Annotated in this window: 16 protein-coding genes and 1 pseudogene; 2 read left to right on the forward strand and 15 right to left on the reverse strand. The window is 63.0% G+C overall.

Annotation, left to right across the window (positions count from 1 at the left end; genetic code table 11):
* The 8 genes and pseudogenes from Q1J79_RS16200 to Q1J79_RS16235 all read right to left on the reverse strand — a co-directional run.
* Window positions 1-428: pseudogene (locus tag Q1J79_RS16200) on the reverse strand (DNA alkylation response protein); the annotation flags it as partial.
* A complete protein-coding gene (locus Q1J79_RS16205) occupies window positions 425-2,374 on the reverse strand; it encodes a TRAP transporter fused permease subunit (RefSeq protein WP_300302417.1) in 1,950 nt (649 codons plus the stop codon). The gene Q1J79_RS16205 and the pseudogene Q1J79_RS16200, both read right to left, overlap by 4 nt.
* Before the next feature lie 79 nt (window positions 2,375-2,453).
* The gene (locus tag Q1J79_RS16210; protein ID WP_300302420.1) at window positions 2,454-3,614 is read right to left on the reverse strand and encodes a TAXI family TRAP transporter solute-binding subunit; all 1,161 of its coding nucleotides are present in this window, start codon (window positions 3,612-3,614) and stop codon (window positions 2,454-2,456) included.
* Between the two features lie 78 nt (window positions 3,615-3,692).
* Entirely contained in the window at window positions 3,693-4,613 is a 921-nt protein-coding gene (locus Q1J79_RS16215; RefSeq protein WP_300302422.1) for an SDR family NAD(P)-dependent oxidoreductase, read from the reverse strand.
* A gap of 23 nt (window positions 4,614-4,636) precedes the next feature.
* Window positions 4,637-5,485 (reverse strand): MaoC/PaaZ C-terminal domain-containing protein, encoded by an 849-nt coding sequence (locus Q1J79_RS16220; RefSeq protein ID WP_300302424.1) that lies wholly within the window; start codon window positions 5,483-5,485, stop codon window positions 4,637-4,639.
* Window positions 5,475-7,577 (reverse strand): acetate--CoA ligase family protein, encoded by a 2,103-nt coding sequence (locus Q1J79_RS16225; protein ID WP_300302426.1) that lies wholly within the window; start codon window positions 7,575-7,577, stop codon window positions 5,475-5,477. Before Q1J79_RS16225 ends, Q1J79_RS16220 begins: the two co-directional genes overlap by 11 nt.
* Entirely contained in the window at window positions 7,574-8,728 is a 1,155-nt protein-coding gene (locus Q1J79_RS16230) for an acetyl-CoA acetyltransferase (RefSeq protein ID WP_300302428.1), read from the reverse strand. Before Q1J79_RS16230 ends, Q1J79_RS16225 begins: the two co-directional genes overlap by 4 nt.
* Window positions 8,725-9,111, reverse strand: a complete 387-nt coding sequence (locus tag Q1J79_RS16235) for an OB-fold domain-containing protein (protein WP_300302430.1) — start codon at window positions 9,109-9,111, stop codon at window positions 8,725-8,727. Before Q1J79_RS16235 ends, Q1J79_RS16230 begins: the two co-directional genes overlap by 4 nt.
* Before the next feature lie 240 nt (window positions 9,112-9,351).
* Here Q1J79_RS16235 and Q1J79_RS16240 point away from each other — a divergent pair, with 240 nt between their 5' ends.
* The gene (locus tag Q1J79_RS16240; protein WP_300302432.1) at window positions 9,352-10,149 is read left to right on the forward strand and encodes an IclR family transcriptional regulator; all 798 of its coding nucleotides are present in this window, start codon (window positions 9,352-9,354) and stop codon (window positions 10,147-10,149) included.
* Window positions 10,150-10,223: 74 nt separating this feature from the next.
* On the forward strand, window positions 10,224-11,387 hold the full coding sequence (locus Q1J79_RS16245) for an acyl-CoA dehydrogenase family protein (RefSeq protein WP_300302433.1): 1,164 nt from the start codon (window positions 10,224-10,226) through the stop codon (window positions 11,385-11,387).
* Between the two features lie 121 nt (window positions 11,388-11,508).
* On the opposite strand, the gene Q1J79_RS16250 is transcribed toward Q1J79_RS16245, so the two are convergent.
* Genes Q1J79_RS16250 through Q1J79_RS16280 form a run of 7 tightly spaced genes read right to left on the reverse strand, consistent with a single transcriptional unit; the run spans window position 11,509 to window position 19,421 of the window.
* Window positions 11,509-12,522 (reverse strand): ABC transporter substrate-binding protein, encoded by a 1,014-nt coding sequence (locus tag Q1J79_RS16250; protein ID WP_300302434.1) that lies wholly within the window; start codon window positions 12,520-12,522, stop codon window positions 11,509-11,511.
* A 40-nt stretch (window positions 12,523-12,562) separates the two neighbouring features.
* Window positions 12,563-13,678: an ABC transporter permease gene (locus Q1J79_RS16255; protein ID WP_300302435.1), complete on the reverse strand. Its 1,116-nt coding sequence runs from the start codon at window positions 13,676-13,678 to the stop codon at window positions 12,563-12,565.
* Complete coding sequence (locus tag Q1J79_RS16260) at window positions 13,675-14,598, reverse strand: ABC transporter permease (protein ID WP_367182995.1); 924 nt, start codon at window positions 14,596-14,598, stop codon at window positions 13,675-13,677. Before Q1J79_RS16260 ends, Q1J79_RS16255 begins: the two co-directional genes overlap by 4 nt.
* A complete protein-coding gene (locus Q1J79_RS16265) occupies window positions 14,579-15,436 on the reverse strand; it encodes an ABC transporter ATP-binding protein (RefSeq protein ID WP_300302437.1) in 858 nt (285 codons plus the stop codon). Before Q1J79_RS16265 ends, Q1J79_RS16260 begins: the two co-directional genes overlap by 20 nt.
* An 18-nt stretch (window positions 15,437-15,454) precedes the next feature.
* Complete coding sequence (locus Q1J79_RS16270; protein WP_300302439.1) at window positions 15,455-16,690, reverse strand: Zn-dependent hydrolase; 1,236 nt, start codon at window positions 16,688-16,690, stop codon at window positions 15,455-15,457.
* A gap of 32 nt (window positions 16,691-16,722) precedes the next feature.
* Window positions 16,723-18,003 carry an NAD-dependent dihydropyrimidine dehydrogenase subunit PreA gene (preA, locus tag Q1J79_RS16275; RefSeq protein ID WP_300302441.1) on the reverse strand — a complete coding sequence of 427 codons (1,281 nt, stop codon included), beginning with the start codon at window positions 18,001-18,003 and terminating at the stop codon, window positions 16,723-16,725.
* 14 nt (window positions 18,004-18,017) lie between these two features.
* A complete protein-coding gene (locus Q1J79_RS16280; RefSeq protein ID WP_300302443.1) occupies window positions 18,018-19,421 on the reverse strand; it encodes an NAD(P)-dependent oxidoreductase in 1,404 nt (467 codons plus the stop codon).
* Window positions 19,422-19,625: the final 204 nt, after the last annotated feature.

Here is a 19,625-nt window from a genome sequence, read left to right on the forward strand (position 1 = left end):
TTGATCGGGCAACCGAGACCGAATTCCGCCTGGTTGAACAGATAGGTGAAGGCATGTTTGGCCGCCGCCGGATAGCGTCCTGGCCAGCCCAGTATGCCGGTACGGTGCGACATGGCATGGATGCCGAACCTGCCGAAGGCGGCCGCCTCAAGCTCGCGATAGGCGGAATGGTATTCGATCCATTGCTCATCACGTCCGAACCTGTCCCGATGATGCAGCACCGGCGGATGCCGGTCAGCCAGGCGGGCGCATTCGTCCAGCCTGCCGCCGGCCAGGGCGCCCAGTTCAACCAGATGCGGCTGGATGTGCCGGTTGATGTCTTCCGGCAGGTGAATCGCCAGCAGATCTGCCAGCGAAGGATCGGCCGTATAGAAATTCAGGCCGGTGGTGTCGGGCGCGATGGCGCCGGTGCTGTTCAGCGGTTTCATCCTGCCAGCCTCCGCCGGTTTGCGAAAACCACGATCACGATAGTCGCAAGCGCCAGCAGGCCGCCGGCCAGATCCGTGTAGCTTTCCGGCACGAGCAGCAGCAACCCGCTGGCGCCGATCCCGATGCGCGCCCAGAACGGCAGCCGGCCGACCCGCCAGAGATAGCCTTCAGCCGCCGCCGACAGCAGGACCACGGCCAGGGTGGCGGTGGCAGTTGCCTGGATCACCAAGGCCAGCGGCCCCTTCAGGATCAGCGCCGGCTCCAGCACGAACAGGATAGGCAGCAGCAGCAGCACACTGCCGACCCGCAACGCTTTGAAGCCAACCGCCATCGCATCCGCTTTGGCGATCGAAGCGGCGGCAATAGCAGCCAATGCCACGGGCGGCGTGATAAAGGAAACGATGCCCCAGTAGAAGATATACATATGGGCGGCCATCGGGTCGATCCCGGTCTGCACCAGCGCCGGCGCCAGAACGATGGCCAGAAAGATGTAGCAAGCCGAGGCCGTCATCCCCATACCGAGGATGAAGCTGGTCAGCGCGCCTGCCGCCAGCAGAAGACCTAGGTTGCCGCCCGCATATTGCACCAACTCACGCGAGAAGGAATTGGCGACACCGGTCACTGACATGGCGCCAACGATCAGGCCGATGCCGGCGATCAGGCTGACCAGCTGCGCGATGGCCTGCCCCACATCCACCACAAGCTGGGCGAAGGCATGGCTGTTGAAGCCTATGGCTTTGCCACGCAACACGGCAACACCGATCAGGAACAGGGAGACCCAGAATGGCGCCTCGCCTTCCAGCCGCCAGGTCAGCAGTAAGACGGTCAGGCCGATCAGCGCCAAGATATAATACCAGCCGGATATCAGCGTGCCGACCAGCGACGGCACCTCCTCCCGCGTCAATCCTTTCAGGCCGTTGCGGGCCGCATAAAGATCGGTCTGCAGCAGCAGGGTAATATAAAAAAGGAGCGCTGGCAGGAAAGCCGCCGTCACCACTTCGGCATAAGGCACATTGAGGAAATTAGCCATGATGAAAGCCGCAGCGCCCATCACCGGCGGCATCAGGCAGCCGCCTGTGGAAGCGCAGGCTTCCACGGCGCCGGCATAGACCGGGGAATACCCACAACGCTTCATGGCCGGAATGGTCAGCGTGCCGGTGGTCAGTACGTTCGAGGTCGGACTGCCGGACAGCATGCCGAACAAGCCGGAAGAGACGATGGCAACCTTGGCCGGACCGCCACGGGCACGGCCCATCAGCGATGCGGCAAATTCCATGAAGAAACTGCCACCACCGGTATTGGCCAGCACCACGCCGAAAACAATGAAGCCGATCAGCGTATCGGATACCACCTGCATCGGAATGCCAATCACGCTTTCCAGACCGTAGACATGTTCGCGCACGGTCTGACCGAGATCGAGTTGAACCCCCCAGAGGAAACCCGGCATATACCCGGCATAAAGAGGATATGTTGCGAAAACCAGGGCGAAAACAAACAGGATGAATTCACCGGTGCGGCGCAATCCTTCCAGGGCGAGCAAAACATAAAGGCCGGCAACCAGCGTGCCCTCCAGGGGGGCCTCCAGGTTCCAGCCGCGGTCAATGATGTACTGCGCCCGGCTGGCCATCCAGACCGATGTCGCCAGCGTCAGCAGCACCAGCAGCCAGTCATACCAGCGTACATCCGTCAGGTTCTTGCGGGCCGGGAAGGCCAGAAAGCCGATGCCGCCGAACAGGCCAATGATCAGGTAATAATAAGCCGTGCTGATCGGCCGGAAGCCCGCAATGCCCAGGCCAAAAATCTGGTTGATCGAAACCAGAATCCCGATCGCGGTCAGCAAGAAGGTGGCCCAGAAGGCCGGTCCTCGCAGCCGTTTGGAGCGGGCTTCGGGGTCTTCGACATCCTGCACCCGGGTGTCGGCGGGTGCTTCCATGGGTATGGTCATTTGACTGGTCCAGGCGTCAGGATACGACAGCGGAAAAAGGAGACCCGGCGATGCCGGGGTCTCCCCCTCTGCATCACGGTCAGAGCGACGTCAGTACTTCGGCCCGGCGCGCATCCCACAGTTTCTGCAGTTCGGGCAGTTCCGCCGTTTTGGCCGGCGCCTTTCCGATCATGTCCTTCCAGGCCGCCTGCAGCGCCGCATGGCGCTTCAGGGCTTTCTCCTGCCAGGCCTGATGCTCCGGCTTCCAGATGCCGGCCTCCTTCAGATAACGGATCGCGCCCTCGTGGAAAGCGGCATCCATCGGTGGGGTGCCGGCTTTCGATGCCTGCCAGCGCGGCATGATCGGGTTGGCATCCTTGAAGGTGTCATAGCTTTCTGCCACCGCCTTGGTCACGGCATAGACTTCGTCGGCATTGGCATTGGCCGTCACCGTAATCATCGGATAGCGATAACCCATCATCCAGACAGGATTGGCATCGGACAGACCGGCGCCGATGGTTTCCTGGAACGGCTCTACGAAGGGCACCGCTTTCTGCGCCCGGGCCCAGCCCTCCTTGTTGGCTGGATCGAGCGCAACCCAGCCGATGCCGTGCGGACTGGCCTCCAGTTCGCGCAGGGTGGCCGCAGCCGGCGCCACGCCGGCGCAGTCGGCCTTGCCTTCGACCAACCCCTTCAGGGTGGCGCCATAGCTGGGGAATTCGACCAGCTCGACGTCTTTCCAGGTCAGGCCGGCAAAGGCCAGGATCGGCTCGACCTTGATGTTGACCGAGCTGTTGGCCTTGGCAATGGCAAACCGCTTGCCCTTCATATGCTTGGGCTCGGTAATGCCACTGACCTTGGTCGCCACCACCGAGAAACTATTCACGCGGCCGAGCAGCGTGCGCAGGTCCTGCGGCCCCCAGTCATGCGAGCAGTATTCGTAGAGGCCCTCTACCGAGAAGAACAGCTCGTTGGCCAGCCAGGCATGCGAAACGCGGCCATCCTTGAGCGGCTTGACGCGGCCGATCGCGCTGCCTGATGGCAGCAGGCGAACGCGCGTGCCGTATTTCTTGCCAAAGGCATCGGCAATCGCCGATGCCTCGACATAACCGGTGGAGCCGACATCATAGCTGCTCCAGATCATGGTCTCGGGCAGCTTGAGCTTGCCGGACTGGCCCAGGGCAGAGATCGGGCCGCCCATCACGCCGGCCGCGACCAGGCCGGTTGCACCCTGGATATACTGTCTGCGGGTAATACGCATCTTTGTTTCCTCCTTGGTGGTTATCCACGATTTTTCGCGGTTCTTGTTATTCAGTTCAGGGACCGGGGGTGCTGCTCCTCAGATTGGATCCCAGGAAAACACGTCCTGACTGCGATCCAGCGGCAGCATCGCCGCCTTCAGGGCCGGAACCGCGTGCTCGGCGATCAACTCCGGCGTCCAGCCTTCGGCACGATGCACGGAACGCAACGGCCGGCTTTGGCTCATCAGGAAAATCTCGTTCATGCGTGCCGCGAAAACCTGCCCGGTAACGGCCGCTGCCTTGTCAGATGCCAGGAACACGGCCAGCGGCGCGTTCTTATCCGGCGTCATCTGCTGCAGCCGGGCGACACGGGCTTTCTGGTCCGGGGTCTCGGCCGGAATCGAGCTGGTCATGCGGCTCCAGGCGAAAGGCGCAATGCAATTCGAGCGCACATTGTAGCGCGCCATGTCGAGCGCGATGGATTTCGATAATGCCGTGATGCCCAGCTTGGCGGCCGAATAATTGGCCTGACCGAAATTGCCCACCAGACCCGATGTACTGGTCATATGCACATAGGCGCCGCTCATCTGCTTGCGAAAATGATCGGCTGCGGCCCGGCTGACAAAGAACGAGCCGTTGAGATGCACATTGATCACCGACAGCCAGTCTTCCGGCGTCATCTTGTGGAAAATGGCGTCGCGCAGGATACCGGCATTATTGACCACGATGTCGATTCGCCCAAAGGCATCGACGGCGGTTTCAACGATCCGTTTCGCCGATGCCCAGTCGGCGACGCTGTCTGTGCTGATCGCCGCGCGACCACCCTGCTGCTCGATGATCTGCTTGGTCAACTCGGCCGGACTGCCGGAACCGCCCTCGCCGGTCAGAGATACGCCGATGTCGTTGATCAGGATATCGGCCCCGGCATTCGCCATCGCCACGGCGATCTCACGGCCAATGCCGCCGCCGGCACCGGTTACCAGGGCCACCTTGCCGGCAAGGATTGTGGATTTCCGCATGTTCTCCATCTCATTTTCACCCATCATCCTATCTCGGCATGTCCGTTATTGATGACAATCGCATCGCGCTCGACGACGCGGGCGCGGAAGGCGCCGCTGCGCCAGATTTCGGTGCGGATCGTCTCGCCAGGGAAAACCGGCGCGGAAAAACGCAGATCGAGCGAGCGCAAAGCCGCGGCTCGGTAATCCGCCAATACCCGCAATACTGCGTGGGTCACAACACCCAGGGTGCATAGCCCGTGCAGGATCGGCCTCGGGAAACCGGCCCTGGCTGCCACGGCAGGATCCGCATGCAGTGGATTGTCATCGCCGTTCAGGCGGTAATACAGCGCCTGTTCCGGCCGGGTTGTGAGATCAACGGTGGAATCGGGCTCGCCATGCGGCTCCGGGTGTGGCGCCCTGATCGGTTCGGATGGTCCGCCGAAGCCACCATCGCCGCGCAGGAAAGTGGTCGAACGTGTGGTGGCATAAAGCACGCCCGCGCTGTCGCGCAGCTGTTTCTCCGAATACAGCAGAGCGCCCTTGCCGGTGCCCTTGTCGACAATGCCGGTCACCCGGGTGCGGGCCACCAGTTCACCTTCGATCGGCAGCGGGCGATGCAGTTCGATCCCCTGCTCGCCATGGACAAGACGCACCGCATCAACGCCGGTGCGCGGATCGCGCAGCCAGAAACCCGGATGGCACAGCACAACGGCCATCGATGGCATTGCCTGCAGATCGCGGTGATGATCGACGAAGTCGAGTTGTCGCATATCCAGCGGGTCCTGTCCGAGGCCAACCGACAGCGCATAAAAAGCTGTATCCTGACGGGTCAGAATCTGGCGCACCTCCGGGATATCGAAGTTCAGCAGCTTTTCATATTCAATCGCCATTGCCGCCTCCGATCTCGATTACCGCGTCGGCGGCGAAGGCGCCCTGCCCGGCTGGCAGCACGATCACCGGATTGAGATCAATCGATGCAAGCGCATTGCCCGCCTGGTGCGCGATGACCGACAGCCGCGACAGCATCGTCGCCAGCGCCGCAATATCGGCTGCCGGACGTCCGCGTACGCCCTGCAAAAGCGGCGCCCCTTTCAGAGAATGGATCATCGCCTCAGCGGCATCGATTCCGAACGGGCAGCGCCGGAATGCGACATCCTTGACGATCTCAACGAACACGCCGCCCAATCCGACCATGGCCACCGGCCCGAAGACCGGATCACGATGGATGCCGAGGATGCATTCGACCCCGCCTTTTAATTGACGGGCGACCAGCACGCCCTCGACGCGGGCTGTCGGCGCATTGGCATTGACACGTTCCAGCAAGGTGATGAACCCGAACCGCACGGAATCGGCATCATTCACGTTGAGCAGGACGCCGCCGATCTCTGTCTTGTGCTGGATGTCGGGCGAAACGATCTTCATCACCACCGGAAAACCAAAATCGGTCGCGACGGCCACGGCGTCTTCGGCCGTGGCACAGACTTTCTCCGGCACGCAGGCAATGCCGGCCGCAGCGAGCAGACGCTTGGCCTCCGCCTCGCTCGGCGTTGTCGCCGGCAGGGTAAGCGCCGGAACGACAGGCGGCGGCAAACCCGGTTGCCGCGCGAAAGCGGTGCCGAACCGGCCCATGGCAGCAATCGCCGCCACGGCGCGGGTGGGATCCTCGAAAACGGTAAAGCCGTCATGCTCGTATTCGGCGACGCGCTCGTGACCGGCGACAATGGACAGCACATAGAGCCGGTCAGGGTGGCGTTCTTTCACGATGCGGAACTGCTCACGCAGACCCGGCGAAAGACTGGCCGCCGCGCCGGTATAGGTGAGAAAGCCGAGAATGGTGCTGTAGCCGCCTTCGGCGACCAGCGCCTCGGTGAAACGGCCAAGCAGCGACAGGTCATTCAGCACCTGGGCGGTGCAATCCACCGGATTACGCGGCGCGGCAAAGGGCAGTATCTCCTTCAGCCGGGCCTGGACTGGCTCGGGCATCTGCGGCATGGCGAGGCCGACTTCCTCGGCTGCATCGGAAATCAGCACGCCGGCGCCGCCGCTGACGGTAATCACGCCCAGAGTGTTGCGCACCGGATAGATCCGTCGCGTCGCCAACTGGGCGATATCCAGCATCTCGTCGGTGGTGCGCGCCTGCACGGCGCCGAACTCGGCCAGCACTGCGCTGGTCACGGCATCGTTGCCGGCGATGGATGCTGTATGTGATTGGGCCGCAGCCTCGCCGAGGGCGCTGCGGCCGACCTTCATAACCACAACCGGCTTGCCGGCCTTGCGGGCAGCTTCCAGTGCCCGCACAAAGGTATCGCCCTGCTTGATGCCTTCGGCATAGGCAGCGATCACGTCGATATCGGGGTCCTCGACCATGCGGGCGATCACATCGCCAATGGTGATATCTGCCTCGTTGCCAGTCATCACGCCGGCGGCCAGCCCGAGACCGCGCTCACGCATCACGCTGACCAGATGCCCGCAATAGGCGCCCGACTGGCTGGCGATGCCGATGCGGCCCTTGTCGGGAAAGCCGGCCTCGAAGGCTGACATGAAAGTGCCGTAGAATCCGTTATGCACGTTGAATACGCCGAGCGTGTTTGGCCCGACCAGCCGCATGCCGCCCTTGCGCGCGGCGGCCAGCATGCGGTCCTGCTCCTGCCGGCCGGCGGCGCCGGTTTCGGCAAAGCCCGAGCTGAACACCACGGCGGCGGCAACATTCCGAGCGGCCAGATCGGCAACCGCATCGGCAACCATGGCCGCCGGTACGGCGACGATGGCCACATCCGGCACATCCGGCAGATCGCCGATCGAGGCATAGGTCTTCAGGCCCAGAACCTCGTTGCGGTTTGGATTGACCGGCCAGATGCTGCCGGCGAAGCCCCGTTCCTGCATGGAGGCGATCGGGCGTCCGCCGATCCGCCTGGGATCGGCGGACGCGCCGATAACCGCGACCGAGCGCGGCGCAAACAGTCGCGACAGGCGATCGCTCACAGCGCCGCCGCTCCGCCCAGCAGGGCCGTCACCTGGCTGGACAGGGTACCGCCATTGCCATGGCAGAGCGCGATGTCGCATGTGGCGAGCTGGCGCCTGCCGGCGGCGCCGCGAATCTGCGTCACCGCCTCGATGATCAGGAACATGCCGTACATGCCGGGATGAACGCAGGACAGGCCACCGCCATTGGTATTGACGGCCAGCCGGCCGCCCGGCGCGATGGCGCCATCCTGCACGAAACGACCACCCTCGCCCTTCGGGCAGAACCCCAGATCCTCGAGGAACAGCAGCGTGGTGATCGTGAAGGCATCGTACAACATCACCAGATCAACATCGGACTGCTTCAGCCCTGCCATGGCAAAGGCGCGCGGCCCGCTCTCCGCCGCCACGGTGCGGGTCAGGTCCTTCATTTGCGCAATGGAACGGTGCGAATGAGCGCCGCCGACGCCCAGCACATAGGCCGGATTTTGCTTCAGGTTTTTCGCCTGGTCGGCGCGCACCATGACGCAGGCGCCGCCGCCATCGGTTACCAGGCAGCAGTCGCGGGTGGTAAGCGGGTCACTCACCATGCGGGCATTCAGCACCTCCTCGCGGGTCAGCGGGCCCTGTTCGAATGCCGCCGGATTGAGGTTGGCCCATTGCCGCGCTGCGACGGCAATATCGGCCAGCATCTCGCGCGTGGTGCCGAATTCATGCATGTGCCGCTGTGCCGCCAGGGCATAAGCGGTGATCGGATGGCGCGGCTTGTAGGGCGCCTCATGCCATTGCGGCTCACTCATCGACACCAGCCGGCCACCGGCGGTTCGCTGGTTTGAGCCGTAGCAGATCAGCACCGCGTTGCAGATGCCCGCATCAAGTGCCAGCGCCGCCTGCAGCAGATGCATCTCGAAGGATGATCCACCGATATTGGTGCCATCGAAGAAAGTCGGTTTGATGCCGAGATACTCGGCCACAGACAGGGTCGGAAAGGCATGCGTGCTGGTGGCGGCGCACAGGCCGTCGATATCCTTTAGTTCCAGCCCGGCATCGGCAATGGCGGCCAGGGCGGCATCGCCAAGCAATTCGATGGCACTGCGGCCGGGCGATTCGCCCCAGCCCGCGGCGCCGATACCGGCAATGGCGGTGCGACCGCGCAGGGATGTGCTGCTCATGCCGCACCGCCTTGCTCGACAATATCGAATACAAGGGCCGGCTCGCCGCCCAGATCGGCGATGCGGGCCTTAACGCGCGTGCCGATCGGCGCCGTTTCGACACCCTCGATACGGGTCATCAGCCGCGGGCCCTCATCGAGTTCGACCAAGGCGATATTGTAGTTACCCGTGCGGGCCCGATTGACCGTGATGGAATAGATCCGCCCCAGACCCGATGCCGCGACCCATTCCAGGTCAGCCGCGCCGCTGCCCGGCGCGGCAACACGGGGATAAAAGACATATTGACCGGTCGAAGGGCTGCGCTGGATCATGAAGCGCCCTTCCTGCAGAAAGGCGTGGTACTGCGCTTCGGGGCCCGGTCCGGGGGTAGCCTTCGGTAACATGCGTTTCCTTGATCCTGTTTTGATTGAGTTTTTTGTTTAATTCTCGATACAGAATATCATTCTATATAAAGAATTTTATGATTCACTATTGCTCGATGATGTGACTTCACCTCTATCTATCATTTATGTCAGCATGTTAGTTACAAAAAAAGCTGCCGAATCACTACCAAATCACCCCTCTGGCGAGGCGGTTTGAAAGTATAGTACATTCTGCATTACGAATTGCAATTGGAGTATTGAATGAGCCCGGCACCAGAAAAGCAACGTGATGTGGGCGCCGTGGTCCACGCCCTGCGCATCCTGCAGCATTTGGCCAGCATGCCGGCGCCGCAGGGCGTGGCAGCCGTGGCGCGCGAAACCGGGATCAGCCCGAGCACCTGCTTCAGCATCCTGCGCACCATGACTCGCGCGCGGTTTGTGAGTTTCCGGGAAACCGACAAGACCTACAGCCTTGGCTTGGCGGTGGCGGAACTGGCTTCCGGGATGATCGGCAGCAGCTATCTTGACCTGATCCGACCGGAGATCGAGCGTCTGGCGCTCAATCACGATATGCTGATCGCGCTCTGGCGGGTGACGGGAGACGGCCATATCGTGGTGATCGACCGCGCCTATGGTGAGCATGTCGTGCGTGTCGACATGCGGGTCGGCTCACGCCTGCCCTCGCTGATCGGCGCCGTCGGCCGCTGCATCGCCGCCCACCTGCATCTGCCAACTGCGGAATTGCGGCGACGCTTCACCACACTGAGATGGCAAAACGCGCCGAGTTTCGAGACGTATGAGGCCGAGGTCGCCCAGGCCGGCACCGATGGCTGGGCCAAGGATGTCGGCCATCTCTATCGCGGCATCACCACTGTCGCCAGCATCATCACCGACCAGAACGGCCATCCCCGTTTCGGCATCAGCGGCATCGCCATCCAGGGACAGCATACGCCCGAGCGCATCGACCAGCTTGGCCTTGAACTGCGTGAGGTTGCCGCCTCCATCGGCCGGGCATTGTTTCCCCGGCCGGACAGCCTGGCACCGGAACGCAATGCCTGACCCCACGCCGGGCATGACAAAAAACGACACCGGTGCGCCAGTAAATGCAGCGCCGCAAAGGGATGGAGACCACAATGGATTTTCAGCTTACCGATGACCAGCGCGCCCTGCAGGAAACGGCGCGCCGCTTTGCCCGCAACGAGCTTGTCGATATCGCGCGGGAGCTGGAGACGAAAAACGAGCCGGTATCGCTGGCCTTGCGCCGGCGCTATGCCGAGATGGGATTTCTCGGCATCAATATCCCCACAGCTTATGGCGGCCTAGGCCTGGGCCATATTGATGCGCTGCTGGTGCTGGAGCAGTTCGCGCAGGTATCGCCGGCCGTCGCCTTCCCGGTTTTCGAAAGCGCCACGGGACCAGTTCGCACGGTGCTGCATTTCGCCAATGAGCCGCTGCGCCAGCGCATTCTTCCTGCCGTTGTTCGTGGCGACATGGTCGTCGCCGTGTCGATGTCGGAGCCAAATGCCGGCACCGCGCTGACCGATCTGGCAACCCGCGGACGCATCGAGGGTGGGCAGATCACCCTCAATGGCCAGAAACGCTGGACCAGCGGCGGCGGCCATGCCGATGCCTATATCGTATATTGCCGGCTCTCAGATGAACCGGGGGCGGCCGGCATCGGCGCGGTGCTGGTCGAGCAAGAGCGCCCCGGCCTGCGGTACGGGCGGCCCGAGCTGCTGATGGGCTTCCGCGGCATCCCGAGCTGCGACATATTCTTCGATGACGTGCGCGTACCGGTCGAGAACATGATTGTTCCGGCCGGCGGGTTCAAACACCTGATGGAAGCCTTCGACCTGGAGCGTTGCGGCAATGCCACCATGTCGCTTGGCATTGCCGCAGCGGCACTTGAGGAGGCACTCGCTTACGTTCAGGATCGCCAGCAATTCGGCCGGCCGATTGTCGAGTTCCAGGCCATTCAACTCAAACTCGCCGATATGGCAATCAAGGTCGAAGCAGCACGCCTGCTGATCTGGCGCGCCGCCCAGAATGCCGCCAACGGTCTGCCGTCGATTGCCGATTCCAGCATCGCGAAATGCTTTGCCAACGAAATGGTCCGCGACGTTGCGGCAATGGGAATGCAGGTGATGGGAGGTTACGGATACTCCACCGAATACCGGATGGAGCAAAGACTGCGCGATGCATTTGGCTGGGGCATCGCCGGCGGCGCTATCGATGTTCAGAAAACCAATATCGCGGCAGCCCTGGTCGGGCGGCGCTTCAATCAGCGCGGCCGTTAAGCCTTCCTGAACCGCATGCCCGCGCCTGTTGGCGCGTTCAATCGGAATCCGCGCAAAAAAAGCGACGACGCAGATACTGCGTCGTCGCTCTTTCTGACTGAAGCGTTTCTATGCCTGGCTGTTATTTGGCGTATTTCTTGGATGCCTCGAAGATGGCGTGCGTCCAGGCGCCTTCCGGCTTCTTGGTGATCACCGGATCCGACTTCACCGACAGCAGGATATTGACGGTGCGGTCGAAATCAGCCGGGTCGAGATAACCGGTTCCCATCTTCGAGCCCTCGACCAGCTTGGCGATCTCGCCCATCATGCGCTTCTGGTGCTTTTCGGTCTGCGCGCCGGTGGTGTCGTTATCCAGCACGATTTTGGCAGCGGCATCCGGATTCTTGACCGCCCAGTCCCAACCCTTGTTCGAGGCCGCGACAAAGCGCGCCAGACGATTGGCGTAGGCCGCATCACCCAGCTTGCTGCCATTGGCATAGATGCCGTCTTCCATCGTACCGACGCCCTGATCGCTGTACTTGAACACGACCAGGTCGGCGGGTTTGAATCCGGCATCAATGACCTGCCAGTATTCATTGTAGGTCATGGTCGAGATACAGGCGGCCTGTTTCTGGATCAACGGGTCAACGTTGAAGCCTTGCTTGAGGACCTTCACGCCCTTGGCGCTGCCATCGGTCGGCACGCCCAGTTTGGCCATCCAGGTCAGGAACGGATACTCGTTGCCATAGAACCAGACGCCGAGGGTCTGTCCCGGAAACTTGTCCGGCGAGGTCACGCCGCTGGCCTTCGAGCAGGTCAGCATCATGCCGGATTTCTGGAAGGTCTGGGACACGTTCACCAGCGGCACGCCCTTCTCGCGGCTGGCGAGAGCAGACGGCATCCAGTCAATGATGGCATCGGCGCCACCCGCCGCCATCACCTGCGGCGGAGCGATATCCGGGCCACCCGGCTTCACCGTGACGTCGAGATCGACCTCCTTGTAGAAGCCCTTGTCTTTGGCGACGTAATAGCCGGCGAACTGCGCCTGCGTCACCCATTTCAGCTGGATGGTAAACTTGTCGGCGGCCTGCGCCGAACCGGCCGCCGCCAGAAAGGCCGCCCCGAGGGCAAGGCCCAGAATTGCACGTTGTTTCATTGTATTCTCCTCTCCTGTTGGAAACACGATGGTTTTACGCTTACGACGTCTTACGGAATGAGGGATGCCAGAAGGTGAGCCAGCGCTCGACCAGCGCGATCAGGCCATAACTGGCCGAACCGGCCAACGCCGCGACGGCGATCGTGGCCCAGACGGTGGGAATGTTCATGCGCCCGACCTCGGTAGAGATGCGGAATCCCATGCCCACGATCGGCGTTCCAAAGAACTCGGCAACGATGGCGCCGATCAGCGCCAGCGTGGCATTGACCTTCAGTGCGTTGAACACGAACGGCAAGGCGGCGGGCAGCCGCGCCGCCAGCAGGGTCTGAACATAGCTGGCGGCATAGGTGGTCATCAGGTCGCGCTCGATGCGACCCAGCGCGTTCAGCCCGGCGATGGTGTTCACCAGCATCGGGAAGAAGGTCATGATCACAACCACCGCCGCTTTCGACTGCCAGTCGAAGCCGAACCACATCACCATGATGGGGGCGACACCGATGATCGGCAGCGCGCTGACCAGATTGCCGACAGGCATCAGCCCACGCTGCAGGAACGGCACGCGGTCGACCAGAACGCCAACCAGGAAACCGGCCGCCGAGCCGATGGCAAACCCGGGGATTACGGCGCGGACGAAGGTCTGCACGAAATCGATGCCCAGCGTGGGCAGGTTGGCCAGGATGGCATGGCCGATGGCGCTGGGCGGCGGCAGCAATACGGCCGGCACGGCAAAGCCGACCACCACCATTTCCCACAGATACAGCAGCCACAGGCCGAGCAATAGGGGCGCCAGGGTGGCCCCAACCAGGCCCGGTCTGGCAGCGACCACGGCGCTGACGCGGTCAAGCATGCGCCAGACCAGCAGTCCGAGGCCGATCAACCCCAGCCAGAGCCCGGCGGCATCCAGGCCCTTGGCGCCTGCCGTCATGACGATATGCAGCGCGACCGCGCCAAGCAGGCAGCCCACCACCAGCAGCAGCGCGGCGGCCGGCGCACCAAACGGCCGCCTCAACAGCAGCGCGCCGCCAGCCAGGCTCACCAGCCAGGCGAGCAGTGCCGCAGGCTGCAGCATCCAGCGGGCCTCCGCCAGGGGCAGAAACAGCGCAGCCAGGCCGCAAAACAGTGCCAGTACTATCACGCCATCGCGCCGCGCCTTCATGCGGCACCGCCAAAACGACGGTTGAGGCCGCGCTGGATGCCGCCGATCAAGCCAACACAACAGCCAGCCAGGATCGAAGCCATGATCAGGGCGGACCAGATCTGCACCGTCTGGCCATAATACGAACCAGCCAGCAGGCGGGCGCCCAGGCCGGCCTGGGCGCCGGTCGGCAATTCGCCGACAATGGCACCAACCACGGCCAGCGAAATCGCGACTTTCAGACCGGTGAACAGGAAGGGCAGCGAGGCAGGCAGGCGCAGGTAGCGCAGGGTCTGGGTAGTCGAGGCCGAATAGGTGCGCATCAGGTCGAGTTGGATCGGCTCGGGCGAGGTCAGTCCCTTGACCATGCTGATGGTGACCGGAAAGAAACACAGATAGGCGGAAATGATCGCTTTGGGCAGCAGGCCGACCAGGCCCAGCGAACCCAGCACCACCACGATCATCGGCGCGATGGCCAGGATCGGCACGGTCTGCGAGGCGATGATCCAGGGCATCAAGGCCCGCTGCAGGCTGGCGACATGCACGATCATGATCGCCAGGCCGATACCAAGCAGCGTGCCGAGGGCAAAACCAAGCAAGGCGGATTCCAGCGTCACCCAGGTGTGGTAGACCAGGCTGCGCCGCGAAGTGATCGCAGTCTGCAGCACCGTGCGGTCCAGTTCCCGCAGCACCTGATGCGGCGCCGGCAGAATCGGGCGCTCCATCGCCATGGTATCGGCTACCAGTTCGCTCCAGCTCCAGCTGCTGCGCTCCGCGCGTTCATACTGGTCAAGCATAAGCGGCGCATTCAGCTTCACCGCGCCGGCATACCAGATCACCAGGATAAGCAGCAGGATGGTGAGCACCGGCAGGGCGGCGCCGTCGCGCAATCGCGCCATAACAGCCCGGATGGGCGATGCCCTAAAGCTGGTGGTCGTCATAGCTGTGTCCGGCGCGCAGACCCTCGCGCACGCGATGGGCGATGGCGGCGAATTCCGGCGTCTCGCGGATATCGAGCTTGCGATCGCGTGGCAGGTTGCTGTCGATCACGTCGATGATCCGCCCGGGGCGTGGGCTCATCACCACGATCTTGGTCGAGAGGAAAACCGCCTCGGGGATCGAATGGGTGACGAACAACAAGGTCTTTCTGGTGCGGCGCCACAGGTCGAGCAGTTGCTCATTCAGATGGTCGCGGATGATCTCGTCCAGCGCGCCGAAGGGCTCATCCATCAGCAGCAGCTCAGGGTCAACCGACAGGGCACGCGCGATGGAAACGCGTTGCTGCATGCCACCGGACAGCTGCCAGGGGAATTTCTGTTCGAAGCCGGTCAGGTTGACCAGCTCCAGCACCCGTCTGGCGCGCGCCAGCCGCTCGGCCTTGGGCAGTCCGATGATCTCCAGCGGCAGGGTGATATTCCGTTGCACGCTGCGCCAGGGATACAAAGCCGGCGCCTGGAAGACATAGCCATAGGCGCGGTCCAGCCGGGCGGTCTGCGGGCTGACGCCATTGACCAGCACCTGCCCGCTGCTGACCTGCTGCAGATCAGCGATCACACGCAACAGCGTGGTCTTGCCGCAGCCCGAGGGGCCGATGAAAGACACGAACTCGCCGCGGTTAATGGAAAGATTGACATCCGCCAGGGCATAGACCGGCGTATCGGCGGTCTGGAATACCAGATTGACGCCAGTGATATCCACCGCCGGGGTGACGCCGCTTGCGGCGGCGGAACTGGTTTCGGCCGGAACTGTCACGTTACGCTCTTCCAATGCCACGGCCATGAATGTCTACCCGCATGATCAGGCCGCGTGTTTCAGCATGGCGCGCAACAGCACGTTGCAGCCGGCGGCCAGATCCTCGGCCGTGGCCGATTCAACTTCGTTATGGCTGATGCCATCGGCGCAGGGCACGAAGACCATGCCGGTTGGCGCCACGCGGCTGATATAGCCGGCATCATGGCCGGCGCCCGACACGATGTCGCGATAGTCATAGCCGGATTCCTCGGCGGCCTTGCGCACGGCAGCGACGCAATCCTTGTCGTAGTGGATCGCCGGCGAGTTCCAGATTTCCTTGCATTCATAGGCCAGCCCGAGATCGCCGCAAATCTCGGCGCAGGCGTCATGCAGAGCCTTGGTCATCCTGGCGAGATCCTCTTCCTGCGGATGTCGCAGGTCGACCGAGAAGAACACCGAGCCGGGAATGGTGTTGCGCGAATTGGGACTGACCTTGACCAGGCCGACCGTGGAAACGCCCGGCTTGTGATCCAGCGCGATCTTGTTAATGCGGTCGACGATGCGGGCGCAGCCCAGCATGGCGTCCTTGCGACGCGGCATCGGAGTGGTGCCGGCATGGCTTTCGGCGCCGGTTAGGGTCACTTCAAACCAGCGCATGCCCTGGATGCCCTGCACCACGCCGATGGTCTTCTTCTCGGCCTCCAGGATCGGGCCCTGCTCGATATGCGCCTCGAAGAAGGCCTTGAACTTGCGGCCTCCGACCGGCAGGTCGCCGAAATAGCCAATCCGCGCCAGCTCCTCGCCGATGGTCTTGCCATCCAGATCAGCGCGGCTGTGGCCATATTCTTCGGTGAAGACGCCCGCGAACACCCCCGAGGCGATCATGGCCGGAGCGAAGCGCGAGCCCTCCTCGTTGGTCCAGACCGACACCTCGACCGGCGCCTCAGTCTCGAACTTGTAGTCGTTGAGAGTACGGATCACCTCAAGGCCGGCCAGCACGCCATAGACGCCGTCGAACTTGCCACCGGTCGGCTGAGTGTCCAGATGGCTGCCGGTCACCACCGGCGGCAGATCGTTATTCTTGCCAGGCCGCCGAGCGAAAATATTGCCCATGCGGTCAACCGACACGGTGCAACCGGCTTCCTTGCACCAGCGCACGAACAGGTCCCGGCCTTCACGGTCCAGGTCGCTCAGGGCCAGACGGGCGCAGCCGCCCTTGGCCGTCGCGCCGATCTTGGCCATTTCCATCAGGCTATTCCACAGACGGTCCTGATTGATCTGAATATTATGCTCGTTTGCCATCTCAAGCTCCTTCAACGCTTCACACGCGCAATCTATTCGGCCGCGGCCCGCATCGGGTTATTAGGGTGCTGGGTCCAGTTCTGGTAGACGCTGCCGTCATCGACCCGCTTCATGGTGATGCAGCCCTCGACCGGGCAGACATGCAGACAGAGATTGCAGCCGACGCAGTCTTCATCGACCACCTCGTATCTGCGGCCGCCACCATCCATGCGCGCCGCCGTGATCGCCTGATGCGAGGTATCCTCGCAGGCAATATGGCACAGCCCGCATTTGATGCATTTGTCCTGATCGATCTGCGCGACGATCTGGTACGAAAGATTGAGGTTCTTCCAGTCCGTGACATTCGGCGTCGCCAGGCCTCGGAATGCCTCCAGCGCCGCGTAGCCCTTGCCATCCATCCAGCGCGCCAGGCCATCGGCCATGTCGTCGACGATACGGAAGCCGTAATGCATTGCCGCCGTGCAGACCTGTACGCTGCCGGCGCCCAACGCCATGAACTCGGCGGCATCGCGCCAGGTCTCGATTCCGCCGATGCCCGAGATCGGAATGTTCTTGCATTCCGGATCGCGGGCGATCTGCGCCACCATGTTGAGCGCAATGGGTTTCACCGCCGGGCCGCAATAGCCGCCCGAGGTGCCCTTGCCATCCACCGTGGGCGTCGGCGCCATCAGGTCGAGGTCGACGCTGACGATGGAATTGATGGTATTGATCAGGCTGACCGCGTCGGCGCCGCCGCGCACCGCTGCCCGGGCTGGGCCGAGGATGTTGGTGATATTGGGCGTCAGCTTCACGATGACCGGCATGCGGCTGTATTGCTTGCACCAGCGCGTGACCATTTCGACATAATCCGGCACCTGGCCAACCGCCGCGCCCATGCCGCGTTCCGGCATGCCGTGCGGGCAGCCAAAATTCAGCTCGACGCCATCGGCGCCGGTCTCCTCGACCCGCCTGAGGATGGCCTTCCAGGCATCCTCCTCGCAGGGCACCATCAGCGAGACGATCAGGGCGCGATCCGGCCAGTCGCGTTTCACCTGCTTGATTTCCTGCAGGTTGATTTCCAGCGGCCGGTCGGTGATCAGCTCGATGTTGTTGAGACCGGCGACGCGATTGCCCTTGTAGGAATAGGCGCCGTAGCGCGACGAGACATTGACGATCGGCGGCCCGTCCTCGCCGAGCGTTTTCCATACCACGCCGCCCCAGCCGGCCTGGAAGGCGCGCACCACGTTATAGGCCTTGTCGGTGGGTGGCGCCGAGGCAAGCCAGAATGGATTGGGCGCCTTGATGCCGGCGAATGTCGTGGTCAGGCTGGCCATGTTTCGTCCCTCCCTCAGGCTGCCGCACGCTGGGTCAGCGCGCGGTTGATGGCTTCCGCCGCCACCTTGCCGGCCTGCACCGCGGCAACCGTCAGGTCCTGGCCGCCTGCGACACAATCGCCCCCGGCCCAGACCTTGTCCAGCGAGGTACGGCCCTCGGCATCGGCGGCGATCCGGCCCTGCTTGAGCATAAGCAGGTCGCGCCCGTCTTCGCGCAGCGGATCAGCGACAAAGACCTGACCAATGGCCTTGAACACCATGTCAGCCTCCAGCGCGAATTGCTCGCCGGTGCCAACCAGCTTGCCGGCCCGATCCAGCACGGTGTGCTCGAATACCGCACGGCGCACATGACCATTCTCCCCCTCCAGCCGCAATGGCTGGGCCCAGAGCCGGATCATGACGCCGTTCTCCTTGGCGAAAGCCTGCTCATGGTCGGTGGCGCTCATCGCGTCCGCGCCCCGCCGGTAAACCAGCGTCACGTCCTCGGCGCCCAGCCGCTTGATCTGCACGGCCATGTCAATCGCGGTATTGCCGCCGCCAATCACCACCACCCGCCGACCGACTGGCAAATTGGCGAAATCCGCAGCGCGGCGCAGTTCGGCGATATAGTCGACTGCATTCATCACGCCGTCCAGTTGCTCGCCGTCGCAATCCAGCGCCTTCACGCCGCCAAGCCCGAGGCCGAGAAAAACGGCATCGAAGTCGCGCCGCAAATCGCTTAAGCGGATGTCGTGGCCGAGTCGCATGCCGGTTTTCGCGGTGATGCCGCCGATATCGAGAATGAAGTCGACCTCGCGTCCGGCATAGCCATGTGGCACCTTGTATTCCGCCACGCCATAACTGTTCAGGCCGCCCAAAGCCTCCCTGGCCTCGAACACCGTGACGTCATGCCCCTGCATGGCCAGGCGATGGGCACAGGCCAGGCCCGCCGGGCCACCACCCACCACGGCAACACGCTTGCCGGTCGCGGCGGCACGGGCAAAGGGATGCTGGTTGGCCGGCGTGCCGTGATCCGTGGCATAACGCTGCAACAGGCCAATCGGGATCGGCTTGCCCTCTTCCGCCATGCGCACGCAGGAGCGTTCGCACAGGATTTCCGTCGGGCAGACCCGGGCACAGGACCCACCGAAAATATTCTGCTCGTAGATGCGCAAAGCCGCGCCGGCCGTGTTGCCAGTGGCGATCTTGCGGATGAAGCCGGGAATATCGATGCCGGTTGGGCAGGCCTCGATGCAGGGGGCGTCATAGCAGAAATAGCAGCGGTTCGACTCGATCAGCGCCGCCTGCTGGTCCAATGCCGGCACCGCGGCCGCGAACCCGGCCGCATAGCCCTCGGCGGGCAGCCGGCCGGGCCGGATATCCGGTCCAGTGGATTTCACACTGGCTGATTTCACGCTGGTATCACGCCCATTCGCCATGACCTGCTCCCCCGTAGGCCTGCGTCGACGACTGCATCATGCCAATCCCTCATCGGCATGATGCCTCGCAAGAAAGATGCCGCAGCGCCCTGATCGCCGCCCTGCATCCACTGCATTGCGGAGCGAGGCTAGGATTTTCTTGACCAAATGGTCAAGTCTGGATTTGCTGTTGCTGCGGCACCAGCGTTTCGCTTTGATAGCGGC

Origin of the sequence: Ferrovibrio sp., from assembly GCF_029255545.1 — a bacterium.
Taxonomy (GTDB): Bacteria; Pseudomonadota; Alphaproteobacteria; order Ferrovibrionales; family Ferrovibrionaceae; genus Ferrovibrio.

What these genes read in the sequence shown, in the direction of transcription:
- Q1J79_RS16215 (WP_300302422.1), bottom strand. Translation starts at nt 4,613, where the DNA reads ATGCGGAAATCCACAATCCTTGCCGGCAAGGTGGCCCTGGTAACCGGT.
- Q1J79_RS16230 (WP_300302428.1), bottom strand. Translation starts at nt 8,728, where the DNA reads ATGAGCAGCACATCCCTGCGCGGTCGCACCGCCATTGCCGGTATCGGC.
- Q1J79_RS16260 (WP_367182995.1), bottom strand. Translation starts at nt 14,598, where the DNA reads ATGACGACCACCAGCTTTAGGGCATCGCCCATCCGGGCTGTTATGGCG.
- Q1J79_RS16205 (WP_300302417.1), bottom strand. Translation starts at nt 2,374, where the DNA reads ATGACCATACCCATGGAAGCACCCGCCGACACCCGGGTGCAGGATGTC.
- Q1J79_RS16250 (WP_300302434.1), bottom strand. Translation starts at nt 12,522, where the DNA reads ATGAAACAACGTGCAATTCTGGGCCTTGCCCTCGGGGCGGCCTTTCTG.
- Q1J79_RS16265 (WP_300302437.1), bottom strand. Translation starts at nt 15,436, where the DNA reads ATGGCCGTGGCATTGGAAGAGCGTAACGTGACAGTTCCGGCCGAAACC.
- Q1J79_RS16240 (WP_300302432.1), top strand. Translation starts at nt 9,352, where the DNA reads ATGAGCCCGGCACCAGAAAAGCAACGTGATGTGGGCGCCGTGGTCCAC.
- Q1J79_RS16270 (WP_300302439.1), bottom strand. Translation starts at nt 16,690, where the DNA reads ATGGCAAACGAGCATAATATTCAGATCAATCAGGACCGTCTGTGGAAT.
- Q1J79_RS16280 (WP_300302443.1), bottom strand. Translation starts at nt 19,421, where the DNA reads ATGGCGAATGGGCGTGATACCAGCGTGAAATCAGCCAGTGTGAAATCC.
- Q1J79_RS16210 (WP_300302420.1), bottom strand. Translation starts at nt 3,614, where the DNA reads ATGCGTATTACCCGCAGACAGTATATCCAGGGTGCAACCGGCCTGGTC.
- Q1J79_RS16255 (WP_300302435.1), bottom strand. Translation starts at nt 13,678, where the DNA reads ATGAAGGCGCGGCGCGATGGCGTGATAGTACTGGCACTGTTTTGCGGC.
- preA (WP_300302441.1), bottom strand. Translation starts at nt 18,003, where the DNA reads ATGGCCAGCCTGACCACGACATTCGCCGGCATCAAGGCGCCCAATCCA.
- Q1J79_RS16245 (WP_300302433.1), top strand. Translation starts at nt 10,224, where the DNA reads ATGGATTTTCAGCTTACCGATGACCAGCGCGCCCTGCAGGAAACGGCG.
- Q1J79_RS16220 (WP_300302424.1), bottom strand. Translation starts at nt 5,485, where the DNA reads ATGGCGATTGAATATGAAAAGCTGCTGAACTTCGATATCCCGGAGGTG.
- Q1J79_RS16235 (WP_300302430.1), bottom strand. Translation starts at nt 9,111, where the DNA reads ATGTTACCGAAGGCTACCCCCGGACCGGGCCCCGAAGCGCAGTACCAC.